Source organism: Nostoc sphaeroides, assembly GCF_003443655.1.
Taxonomy (GTDB): domain Bacteria; phylum Cyanobacteriota; class Cyanobacteriia; order Cyanobacteriales; family Nostocaceae; genus Nostoc; species Nostoc sphaeroides.
The window spans coordinates 3,213,140-3,225,502 of sequence record NZ_CP031941.1 but is presented as its reverse complement, the minus strand read 5'-3'; the positions used below and the strand labels follow the sequence as shown (position 1 = coordinate 3,225,502).

Annotated in this window: 7 protein-coding genes; 5 read left to right on the top strand and 2 right to left on the bottom strand. The window is 44.3% G+C overall.

The window, feature by feature from the left end; genetic code table 11:
• Nucleotides 1-133 precede the first annotated feature (133 nt).
• On the top strand, nt 134-760 hold the full coding sequence (locus tag D1367_RS14165) for a type I restriction enzyme HsdR N-terminal domain-containing protein (protein ID WP_118167018.1): 627 nt from the start codon (nt 134-136) through the stop codon (nt 758-760).
• A gap of 151 nt (nt 761-911) precedes the next feature.
• Nucleotides 912-4,937 carry an eIF2A-related protein gene (locus D1367_RS14160; protein ID WP_118171431.1) on the top strand — a complete coding sequence of 1,342 codons (4,026 nt, stop codon included), beginning with the start codon at nt 912-914 and terminating at the stop codon, nt 4,935-4,937.
• A gap of 352 nt (nt 4,938-5,289) precedes the next feature.
• Here the strand turns inward: D1367_RS14160 and D1367_RS14155 are convergent, their stop codons facing one another.
• Together D1367_RS14155 and D1367_RS14150 are read right to left on the bottom strand one after the other, a co-directional pair.
• Nucleotides 5,290-5,997, bottom strand: coding sequence for a Uma2 family endonuclease (locus D1367_RS14155; RefSeq protein WP_118167017.1), 708 nt, complete (start codon nt 5,995-5,997; stop codon nt 5,290-5,292).
• 63 nt (nt 5,998-6,060) lie between these two features.
• The gene (locus D1367_RS14150; RefSeq protein WP_118167016.1) at nt 6,061-6,807 is read right to left on the bottom strand and encodes a Uma2 family endonuclease; all 747 of its coding nucleotides are present in this window, start codon (nt 6,805-6,807) and stop codon (nt 6,061-6,063) included.
• Nucleotides 6,808-6,989: 182 nt separating this feature from the next.
• Here D1367_RS14150 and uvrA point away from each other — a divergent pair, with 182 nt between their 5' ends.
• The 3 genes from uvrA to D1367_RS14135 are packed head-to-tail and all read left to right on the top strand — an operon-like array spanning nt 6,990 to nt 12,163.
• Complete coding sequence (uvrA, locus tag D1367_RS14145) at nt 6,990-9,893, top strand: excinuclease ABC subunit UvrA (protein ID WP_118167015.1); 2,904 nt, start codon at nt 6,990-6,992, stop codon at nt 9,891-9,893.
• Between the two features lie 30 nt (nt 9,894-9,923).
• Complete coding sequence (locus D1367_RS14140) at nt 9,924-11,117, top strand: ATP-binding protein (RefSeq protein WP_118167014.1); 1,194 nt, start codon at nt 9,924-9,926, stop codon at nt 11,115-11,117.
• A complete protein-coding gene (locus D1367_RS14135) occupies nt 11,114-12,163 on the top strand; it encodes a ParA family protein (protein WP_118167013.1) in 1,050 nt (349 codons plus the stop codon). Before D1367_RS14140 ends, D1367_RS14135 begins: the two co-directional genes overlap by 4 nt.
• The last annotated feature ends 200 nt before the right edge of the window (nt 12,164-12,363 follow it).

The following is a 12,363-nucleotide window of genomic DNA, read 5'->3' as shown; positions in this document are numbered from 1 at the left end:
CACCCCCCTTAATCCCCCCTTGTTAAGGGGGGAAACCTGAAAATCTAGTTCCCTCCCCTTTATAAGGGGAGGGTTAGGGTGGGGTAATCTATCGCAAACATTTTTTGAATCGCCATAACAAAAAGGATCAACAATGGTTCAAGTTATTCAAGGAAAAGATATCACCCTAGCCCAACTCATCGATGAATTTGGTCTACACCTTGCAGAGGACGAACTTTTTTTTTCAGAGTGGCAACAAGATTTACCTGAGTTGAGTGATTTAGAAAAGCAATCTCTCAACGAAGTCAAGGCAGAATATTTGCATCTATCAAAATATTCTATTTTGGAACCTGTAGTCAAAATGGTGGTGCTATCTCCACTATTGCGTCTAGCAGGTTTTTATCAACCGCCTTTTTACATCGCCTCAGAACAAGAGGTCAGAATTTCTTCTGAAGACGAAGGCACGATTATCAGAGGACGTATTGACATCTTGGTGTTCCATCCACCATTCTGGGTGCTTGTGATTGAGGCAAAACGAGCAGATTACTCTCTAGTAGTTGCAATTCCACAAGCATTGGCTTATATGTTGGCAGATGCAACTTCGGCAAAACCTGTTTTTGGGTTTGTCACCAATGGTAGTGAATTTCAATTTATTAAGTTGACGAAACAGGTTACACCGAGATATGCCTTATCTTACACACTGTCGCTTAATCGTAGGGATGACTTATATACTGTCGTAAAAGTGTTAAAACATCTAGCTGGTTTAATTCGTAATTCGTAATTTGTAATTATGACCTCTCCCTGGTTTTACTACGTAAAACCGTCCCTCTCCGAATCGGAGAGGGAAAGACTTTAACTAAAGTTCAAGGCAGGGGAGGGAGAGGTTTGTTGAACTCACGTTGTATTTCATAATTTTGAATTTTCAATTGTTTATGACCCAGTATCAATATCAAGTCGGTGGTAGTCTGCCTCAAAATGCCCTAACTTATGTTAGACGGCAAGCTGACCATGACCTCTATGAAGGCTTGAAGGCTGGGGATTTTTGTTATGTACTCAATTCCCGGCAGATGGGGAAATCTAGCTTGCGGGTACAGGTAATGCAGCAGTTGCAAACTGAGGGATTTGCTTGTGCTGTTGTTGATTTTACAGCTATTGGGACGGCAGATATTACGCCAGAACAGTGGTATGCCGGGGTGATTGATACTCTGGTGGGAAGTTTTAATATTTATACAACTTTTGATTTAGATACTTGGTGGGCTGATAACGGGTTGCTTTCACCAGTGCAGCACTTGAGCAAGTTTATTGAAACAATTTTACTTAAAACTATTACTGAAAACATTGTTATTTTTATTGATGAAATTGACAGCGTTCTGAGTCTTTCATTCAACTTAGATGACTTTTTTGCAGTTATCCGCGATTGCTACAACCGACGGGCAGACAATCCTGAATATAATCGCATCACCTTTGCTTTGATTGGCGTATCTACGCCTTCAGATTTGATTCAAGACAAACGCCGGACACCTTTTAATATTGGACAGGCAATTGATTTAACCGGCTTTCAACTCCCAGAGGCGCAACCCTTGGCACAGGGTTTGGCGGTAACGGGAAATCCTCAAGAGGCAATGGCAGCAGTGCTGGCTTGGACGGGGGGACAGCCATTTTTGACACAAAAAGTTTGTAAATTGTTAATTGAGGAATGCCTTGTAGAGACGCGATTTATCGCGTCTTCTTCTAGAGACGAGGATAAATCCCAAATTGAGGCGTTAGTGGCAGGGGTGGTAAGAAAGCGGATTATTGAAAATTGGGAGACGCAAGATGAGCCGGAGCATTTGAAGACGATTCGAGACAGAATCATGCAAAGTGGGGAGCAGCGCACTGGGCGGCTTTTGGGATTGTGTCAGCAAATTGTGCAGCAGAGTGAGATTGTCGCTGATGATAGTGATGACCAAATGGCGCTGCGGTTGACTGGGTTGGTGGTAAAGCGGGATGGAAAGTTGCGAATTTATAACCGCATCTATGCAGAGGTGTTTAAGTGGGAATGGTCTGAAAATATTTTAGCTAGGTTGCGTCCATATTCTGATGCTTTTAATGCTTGGGTCGCTGCTGATTTTCAAGATGAATCGCGGTTGTTGCGGGGAAAAGCGTTACAAGAGGCTTTGGTTTGGCGAATTGGTAAAAGTTTGACTGATGTCGATGACCGATTTTTGGATGCTAGCCAAGAGTTAGAAAGATTAGAGGTTGAGAGAAATTTAGAGTTAGCCAAGAAAGAACAAGAAATTTTAACCGCAGCTAATCAAAAAGCCAGACAGACAGTTTTAATTGCTTGGGTTTTGTTGTTTATTTCTGCGGTAGCTGCGATTGGGTTAGGAGTATTAGCAAGCAAGAGTAATCAACAACTGGCTTCGGCAGAAAATCAACTGAAGAGATTTGATAGTGAGAAAGGACAGAGAGAGCAAGAACTAATAACGGCACAGCAGCGAATTGCCAATGCTAATAAAAAGCTGACTAATGCACAAAAAAAGCTAGTGGATGCTGAGGCTAATTTAAAAAAGCAACAGCAAACTGCCAAGGAACAACTAGCTGCAACAAACCAAAAACTAGCACAAGCCAAAGACAAGGAAAATCAGGCGCGAGAACAAGTAGGAAAGGCACAAAATGAGGTGCAACAAGCAAAAAAACAACAGCGAAAGGCTTTAGCGGGGTTAAAAACTGCCGAAACAAAACAACAGCAGGCGCAGGAACGGGTAAAACAGGCTCAAGCTGACCTGCGAAAGACGGAAACAGCCCAAAAAGTTGCAGTAGCAGCTACGCGGCTGGAACGGTCAGGAGTAGCGAATATCAACCGCTTTCAGTTTAATCAGCTGGGGGCTTTGCTGGCGGCGATGGGGGATGGCAGAGAGTTAAAAAGTTTAATAGACAAGCAGGGAATTAAACAACTCCAGGACTACCCAGCTGCTAGCCCTGTGTTGGCTTTACAGACGATTTTGGATAAAGTGCAGGGATTTACAGTCATGGCCGGGCATGAGAGTTATGTCAGAAGTGCCAGTTTTAGCCCGGACGGGCAGCGCATCCTCACCGCCTCTGATGACAAGACAGCGCGGCTGTGGGACTTACAGGGCAAGGAAATTGCCAAGTTTCAGGGGCATGAGGATTGGGTCACAAGTGCCAGTTTTAGCCCGGACGGGCAGCGCATCCTCACCGCCTCTGATGACAAGACAGCGCGGCTGTGGGACTTACAGGGCAAGGAAATTGCCAAGTTTCAGGGGCATGAGGATTGGGTCACAAGTGCCAGTTTTAGCCCGGACGGGCAGCGCATCCTCACCGCCTCTGATGACAAGACAGCGCGGCTGTGGGACTTACAGGGCAAGGAAATTGCCAAGTTTCAGGGGCATGAGGATTGGGTCAGAAGTGCCAGTTTTAGCCCGGACGGGCAGCGCATCCTCACCGCCTCTGATGACAAGACAGCGCGGCTGTGGGACTTACAGGGCAAGGAAATTGCCAAGTTTCAGGGGCATGAGGATTGGGTCACAAGTGCCAGTTTTAGCCCGGACGGGCAGCGCATCCTCACCGCCTCTGATGACAAGACAGCGCGGCTGTGGGACTTACAGGGCAAGGAAATTGCCAAGTTTCAGGGGCATGAGGATTGGGTCACAAGTGCCAGTTTTAGCCCGGACGGGCAGCGCATCCTCACCGCCTCCTCGGACAAGACAGCGCGGCTGTGGGACTTACAGGGCAAGGAAATTGCCAAGTTTCAGGGGCATGAGAGTTATGTCAGAAGTGCCAGTTTTAGCCCGGACGGGCAGCGCATCCTCACCGCCTCCTCGGACAAGACAGCGCGGCTGTGGGACTTACAGGGCAAGGAAATTGCCAAGTTTCAGGGGCATGAGAGTTATGTCACAAGTGCCAGTTTTAGCCCGGACGGGCAGCGCATCCTCACCGCCTCTGATGACAAGACAGCGCGGCTGTGGGACTTACAGGGCAAGGAAATTGCCAAGTTTCAGGGGCATGAGAGTGATGTCACAAGTGCCAGTTTTAGCCCGGACGGGCAGCGCATCCTCACCGCCTCTGATGACAAGACAGCGCGGCTGTGGGACTTACAGGGCAAGGAAATTGCCAAGTTTCAGGGGCATGAGAGTTATGTCAGAAGTGCCAGTTTTAGCCCGGACGGGCAGCGCATCCTCACCGCCTCTTTGGACAAGACAGCGCGGCTGTGGGACTTACAGGGCAAGGAAATTGCCAAGTTTCAGGGGCATGAGAGTGATGTCACAAGTGCCAGTTTTAGCCCGGACGGGCAGCGCATCCTCACCGCCTCATATGAGAAGACAGCGCGGCTGTGGGACTTACAGGGCAAGGAAATTGCCAAGTTTCAGGGGCATGAGGATTGGGTCACAAGTGCCAGTTTTAGCCCGGACGGGCAGCGCATCCTCACCGCCTCCTCGGACAAGACAGCGCGGCTGTGGGACTTACAGGGCAAGGAAATTGCCAAGTTTCAGGGGCATGAGAGTTATGTCACAAGTGCCAGTTTTAGCCCGGACGGGCAGCGCATCCTCACCGCCTCATATGACAATACAGCGCGGCTGTGGGACTTACAGGGCAAGGAAATTGCCAAGTTTCAGGGGCATGAGAGTTATGTCACAAGTGCCAGTTTTAGCCCGGACGGGCAGCGCATCCTCACCGCCTCATATGACAATACAGCGCGGCTGTGGGACTTACAGGGCAAGGAAATTGCCAAGTTTCAGGGGCATGAAAATTCTGTCATAAGTGCCAGTTTTAGCCCGGACGGACAGCGTATCCTCATCGCCTCCGTTGACAAAACAGGGCTGGTTGTCTCTATTTATGCGTGGAATGTGGAAAGCTTGGAGCAATTACTAGCACGGGGTTGTCGGTGGTTGCATAACTATTTAATTTATGCGCCTAATTTGAGTGATAGTGATAAGCAGCTTTGCAAAAAGAAGTGATAAGCAAGCGAGGCTGCTGTAATGCTAAGTTTAACTGTAGAGCCAAAGGCGTAGGCGTAGCCCGTCGTAGGCATCGCAGTTATAAACTCGGTGTTTCGAGTTCCGAACACCAATGACCGAGCAAAAAGGTCAAAGTTCCGAGTTCCGAACACCAATGTCCGAGCAAAAAGGTCAAAGTTCCGAGTTCCGAACACCAATGTCCGAGCAAAAAGGTCGAAGTTCCGAGTTCCGAACACGAATCGCCGAGCAAAAAGGCTGAAGTTCCGAGTTCCGAACACGAATCGCCGAGCAAAAAGGCTGAAGTTCCGAGTTCCGAACACGAATCGCCGAGCAAAAAGGTCGAAGTTGGGAGTTAAACCTCAGGTTCCACTCCCAGCGCTTTTAACTGAGCAGCTAATCTCTCTGCACGCTGGCGTTCTTTTGCTGCTAACTCCAAACCCCACAGTAATAATTCGCCGTTATCATCCCACCAACGTAACCAATAACCTGTGCGGTTTTCTCGGCTTCCTTGCCATACGCTTAAAAACAAATTCATTTCGGCAATCCAGTGACGATTATTTGCATCTGGTGTTTGCAGTTGATAATATCCTAAATCATCTCGCCGATAAACTTCTAACACTCCGCTATCTGGTTCAAAAATGGCATAGTTTGGCACTTGTAAAATCTGCTCATAATAAAACCATTTACCTGGGGGATAGGTCGGTTTACTCGAATACTCTCCACCTTCGGTATCTGAGAGAAATTCCATCACAATTACGGGAATATCACCTTGAAGTCGTGGCGTATAACTGCGCTTCACTTCTTCTCGTGAGACTCGAATTGATGGTACATAACCCCAATCTGGTGCTTTGACTACAAATCGATTATTCAAGGTGGCGCAGATACCGTAATTAGTGATGGTTAAAGCATCGGCGGGTAGTCTGCTGGCAAGTTCCAAGCTTTCTGTTAAAGCAGCAGCCAAGAGTGGCTGATTAATGTTATCCACTGGCTCGTTGTCTAAAACAAAATCATCAGGTAACTTTTCCCAGGTGACATTATGGGTGGCTGCATTGGCTAGCATAATCAGAATATCTCAAGTACAAATTCAATTTCTAATAACCCGATTAAAAAATTGCACACGGCGTTACTCCTGAGCAAGGGTTCGCACTTCTTCCACTGACAATGCTAAAGCTTGGGCAATCTGTTCGATGCTCAAATTCATTTGCAATAATCGGGGTATGGCATCTCTTCTGGCAAGTTCAGCCCGTTCCGCCCGTTGTCGTTCTTGTTCAGCCCGTTGCCTTTCTTGTTCGGCGTTGCGAGAAATTTCTGTATAAGTTAAAAACCGTTCTCCATCAGGGCGATAAAGCTGTAAACCCTCTGATGATGGAACAAACCGAATTTTTAAACGAGGACTCACCCAATCTTCCATTTGGGGGATGACATCTAAACCGTCTTCACTACGCAACCATCCACACAAATTATTTTTCTCAGGATCGTAAATGTAATACTCTTCCACGCCATAGCGGTCATAGAAAAGTAATTTCTTGTCCATTTCAGTTTGGGTGTTGCTGGGAGAAAGAATTTCAAACACCACTTGCGGTGCAATTCCCTCCTCTTTCCATTGTTGGTAGCAAAGGCGATCGCCTTTTGGTCTACCTAATACCACCAGCACATCTGGGGCATTAACAATTTTGTTGCGTCCCTCTACCGGATACCAAAACAAATCTCCGGCGACAAATACATTTGGATCGTCGGCAAATAGCCAATCTAGATTCTGCTTAATTTCTACAATCCAGCCAAACTGTATGGTACTGTTAGCAATTGGTTGTCCGTCATTATCTGGGTAGATGACCTCTGGCTGGGTCGGCGGTTGGATTTGCGATACCATAGCTTCGCCCTCAGAAGGATATTTAATCGGGATGCTTCCAAATTAGCAGACTCTTAAGTATGTCTGCGGCATGAATCTGGAATGATAACTCTCTAAAACAGTACTATTGTTCTACAATAAACCGATTAAAGATAGTATTATTAAGGACTGTTTCATAAGAAACTCCTTCTTCGCCGCCCAATATGTCAGACCAACAGCTAGCAGCATCCTTGAATGGCCATCTTCCCAACCCCAGCCACAACAGCCAGAATACCATTCGGATTCGGGGTGCTAGGCAGCATAATCTGAAAAATATTGACTTAGAATTGCCACGCGATCGCCTAATCGTATTCACTGGCGTTTCTGGCTCTGGTAAGTCTTCCCTAGCCTTTGATACCATTTTCGCTGAAGGGCAACGTCGCTATGTGGAATCCCTCAGCGCCTACGCCCGACAATTTTTAGGACAACTGGATAAGCCGGATGTAGAAGCCATTGAAGGCTTAAGCCCAGCAATTTCTATTGACCAAAAATCAACCTCTCATAACCCCCGTTCCACTGTGGGTACGGTGACAGAGATTTACGACTATTTGCGGCTGTTATTTGGTCGGGCTGGCGAACCCCATTGTCCGATATGCGATCGCTGTATTGCCCCCCAGACAATCGATGAGATGTGCGATCGCATCATGGAATTACCAGATCGCACCCGCTTCCAAATTCTTGCACCTGTTGTCAGGGGTAAAAAAGGCACACATCGTAAGCTTTTGTCAAGTCTTGCTTCTCAAGGTTTTGTCCGCGTGCGGATCAATGGCGAGATCCGTGAACTGTCAGATTCAATTGAATTGGATAAAAATTTTACTCACACCATCGAAGTGGTAATTGACCGCTTGGTGAAAAAAGCTGATATTCAAGAGCGTTTGGTTGATTCCCTGTCTACGTGTCTTAAGCAATCGGGTGGTATTGCAGCCATCCTGGTGAGTGTGCTTGGTGACGACGGACAAGAAAAAGAAGAAGAATTAGTATTTTCGGAAAACTTTGCCTGTCCAGAACATGGCGCGGTAATGGAAGAATTATCACCGCGATTGTTTTCGTTTAACTCACCTTATGGTGCTTGTCCGCACTGTCATGGCATCGGGACTTTAAGAAGATTTTCGCCAGACTTGATCGTACCCGACTGGGAAGCGCCAGTTTATGCTGCGATCGCGCCTTGGTCAGAAAAAGATAATTCTTATTATCTGGAATTACTCTATAGCGTCGGACAGATTTATGGGTTTGAGTTACAGACAAATTGGAGCAAGCTAACAGAAGAACAGCAGCAAATTATTTTGTTTGGTGAGAAAGATGAACGAGCCGCAGAAGCACAAAGAAAGCAGAGTTTTAAAGGTGCTATTCCAATTTTGCAACGGCAATATGAGGGTGGATCTGAATTAGTTAAGCAAAAATTAGAACAGTATTTAATCGATCAACCGTGTGAGGTTTGTCAGGGAAAACGGTTAAAACCGGAAGCCTTGGCGGTGAAGTTGGGACAATATGGAATTTTAGAATTGACTACCGTATCAATTCGGGATTGTCGGGAGAGAATTGAGCAATTTAAGTTGAGCGATCGCCAGTTACAAATTGCTGATTTAGTTCTGAGAGAAATCAAAGCTAGATTGCAATTCTTGTTAGATGTAGGTTTAGATTATCTCACCCTTGACCGTCCCGCTATGACCCTTTCTGGTGGCGAAGCCCAACGAATTCGTCTAGCAACGCAAATTGGTTCTGGATTAACAGGAGTTCTCTACGTTTTAGATGAACCGAGTATTGGTTTGCATCAACGAGATAATGGCAGGTTGCTTAAAACTTTAACGAAATTGCGCGATTTGGGTAATACGTTGATTGTCGTTGAACACGATGAAGAAACAATTCGCGCAGCTAACCATATAGTTGATATTGGCCCTGGTGCAGGAATCCACGGCGGAAATATTATCGCCCAAGGTGATTTTCAGACATTATTAGCAGCAGAAGATTCCTTGACAGGTGCGTATTTATCGGGAAGACGAGTAATTACCACACCAGCAGAACGCCGAGAAGGAAATGGGCGTAGTTTGGGAATTAAAAATGCCCATCGCAACAATTTACAAAATATCGATGTAGACATTCCATTAGGTAAACTCGTCTCCATCACAGGTGTGTCTGGTTCTGGCAAATCTACGCTGATTAACGAGTTACTGTACCCATCTCTGCAACACCATTTAACTAAGAAAGTTCCCTTACCGAGACATTTGGATAAAATTCAGGGATTGAATGCGATTGATAAAGCGATCGTTATCGATCAATCCCCCATTGGACGCACACCACGTTCTAACCCTGCAACTTACACAGGAATTTTCGATGCCATTCGGGATGTATTTTCCCAAACAGTAGAAGCCAAAGCTAGGGGTTACAAACCTGGACAATTTTCCTTCAACGTTAAAGGTGGACGTTGCGAAGCTTGTAGCGGACAGGGTGTAAATGTTATTGAAATGAACTTTCTTCCAGATGTTTACGTGCAATGCGAAATTTGTAAAGGTGCAAGATACAACCGCGAGACTTTACAAGTGAAGTATAAAGATAAGTCAATTTCTGATGTCTTGAGAATGACAGTTGAGGAAAGTTTAGACTTTTTCCAGAATATACCCAAAGCGATCGCGCGTTTGCAAACTTTATTTGATGTCGGGTTGGGTTATGTCCAATTAGGACAACCTGCGACTACCTTATCTGGTGGTGAAGCGCAACGGGTGAAATTGGCAACAGAACTATCTCGACGCGCTACCGGGAAGACACTTTATTTAATCGATGAACCGACAACAGGGTTATCTTTTTACGATGTCCACAAATTATTAGATGTGTTGCAAAGATTGGTAGATAAAGGCAATTCAATATTAGTAATTGAACACAACTTAGATGTAATTCGTTGTTCTGACTGGGTAATAGATTTGGGGCCAGAAGGTGGCGACAAAGGCGGAGAATTGATTGCTGTGGGTACACCGGAGGAAGTTGCAAAAAATCCCAGGTCTTATACTGGGCAATATTTAAAGCAGGTTTTGAAACAGTATCCGGCAAATACAACTATTATGAAAAGTAGATAGAGGCGAATAGGTATTTCCAAGGAGAACTGAATGAATGACCAGGAGTTGGAAGTTCTCCTGAACGACCTAGAATCAGACCGGGTTGAACGGAAAGCTTCGATTTCTGATAAAGGTAAGCTTTGCGAGGCTATTTGTGCATTTGCCAATGACTTACCGAATCACCAAAAACCAGGAGTCTTGTTTATTGGGGTTCAGGATAATGGTATTTGTGCAAACCTTTTTATAGACGATAGGCTTTTACTTACACTCTCAGCTATGCGGTCTGATGGGAACATTTTGCCTTTTCCTACAATGATTGTCCAAAAACGGACTATTGGCAGATGTGAACTAGCAGTTTTAATTGTAGAACCATCAGATGCTCCACCTGTACGCTTTAATGGACGTGTTTGGATCAGAGTTGGCCCCCGTCGAGCTACTGCTACAGCAGAAGAGGAACGTCGTTTAGCTGAAAAAAGACGCTCAAAAGACTTGCCTTTCGATTTACGATCCTTATCATCAGCTAGTTTAGATGACCTCGATTTAGAAATTTTTCGTCGAGTTTATTTGCCTTCTGCGTTGGCAAACGATATTCTTCAAGAAAATCAACGCACTGTTGAACAACAACTTCAATCAATGCGTTTTGCGACAGTTGATCTGTTGCCTAAACCAACTATCTTGGGCGTGCTAGTTGTGGGTAACGATCCTAGACAATTCGTTCCCAGTGCCTATATTCAATTTCTTCGCATTGATGGCATTGAGTTAACAGACCCGATTAAAGATCAAAAAGAAATTGGCGGGCCGCTTCCAGACTTGTTGCGGATGCTGGACGAAACTTTTCAAGTTCATATTTCAGTGGCAACAGACATCACTGCTCAACCTATAGAGTTGCGACAGCCTGACTATCCAATAGTTGCCTTGCAACAATTAGGAAGAAATGCCGTTATGCATCGCACTTATGAAGGAACAAATGCGCCAGTAAGAATTACATGGTTTAGCGATCGCATCGAAATTCAAAATCCTGGCGGCCCTTTTGGTCAAGTAAATCGGCAAAACTTTGGACAACCAGGCATAACAGACTATCGAAATCCTCACCTTGCCGAAGCGATGAAAAATCTTGGCTATGTTCAGAAATTTGGGGTAGGAATTCAATATGCTCGGCAGGAGCTTCAAAAAAATGGTAATCCACCTCTGGAATTCACTGTGGAAGATACTCATTTGTTGGTCATTCTTAGGAAAAAACTATGAGTGCAAAGATTATTGCTTTCTTTAATACTAAGGGAGGTGTTGGTAAAACTACTCTAGTTTATCATCTAGCATGGATGTATCAAGATTTAGGGCTACGGGTAGTTGTGGCTGATCTAGACCCACAAGCTAACCTCACTATTACTTTCTTAGATGAGGAACGCTTAGAATTATTTTCCTTAAACGAAAATAAAATAGATACTATTTTTGATTGTGTGAAACCCCTGTTAACGGGTATTGGTGATATTGATAATCCACATTTAGAATATATCCAAGAAAATCAGTTCTCAGAAGATATAGCCTCATTATCTTTGTCTACAGAAGTAGGAAGATTAGCTCTTTTACCTGGAGACCTAATGCTTTCTAGTTTTGAAGATGAGCTTTCAGCGCAATGGAATAATTGTCTTGATAAAGGTGGTCAAGAAAGAGCTTTGCAGGTAACTTCTGCTTTTTGGAGAATTCTCCAAAAAGCAGCCGTTAATCATAAAGCAAATGTAATATTGATGGATTTAAGTCCAAGTTTAGGAGCAATCAATCGTGCAGCATTAATTGCAGCAGATTATTTGGTGATACCACTTACATTAGATTACTTTTCCTTGATAGGTTTACGCAGCCTTGGTGATATCTTGCAATCTTGGAAAAATGATTGGAAGTATATATTAAGTAAAAATAATACTACAAGTTTGTCTTTACCAAATGGTGATATACAGCCTATTGGTTACGTTGTTTGGCAGATGCCAATGCGATTAGACCGTCCAGCAAAAGTATATAATAGAGCAATATTTGAAATTCCAAATACTTATCAAGAAATAATTTCAAATCAGCCTACTCAAAATAAAATTTCTATTGAAAATGATCCAAACTGTTTAGGATTAATTAAAAGCTACCACAGCTTGATGACAATGGCTCAAGAAGCTCATAAACCTATGTTCCACTTGAAACCAGCTGATGGTGCTATTGGCGCTCATACTAAAGCAGTGAAAAACGTTTATGAGGATTTTAAGAAATTAGCTCATAAGATAGCAGAACAAACGCAACTTAAAATTTAATAATTACGATAAGGCAATTCTTCAACAGTTTCTAAAAACTTCTCGTTCTCCTCTTCTGTTTTGATAATCCGAGGTTGATGTTAAGACAGCAATTTTTTGTAAATATCTGAGTTAAAAGTAAGGGTCAAAACAATTCAAAATTCAAAATTATCAATTTCATTATTAATACCCCACGCATAAATGCGGGGGCTTGAATATTG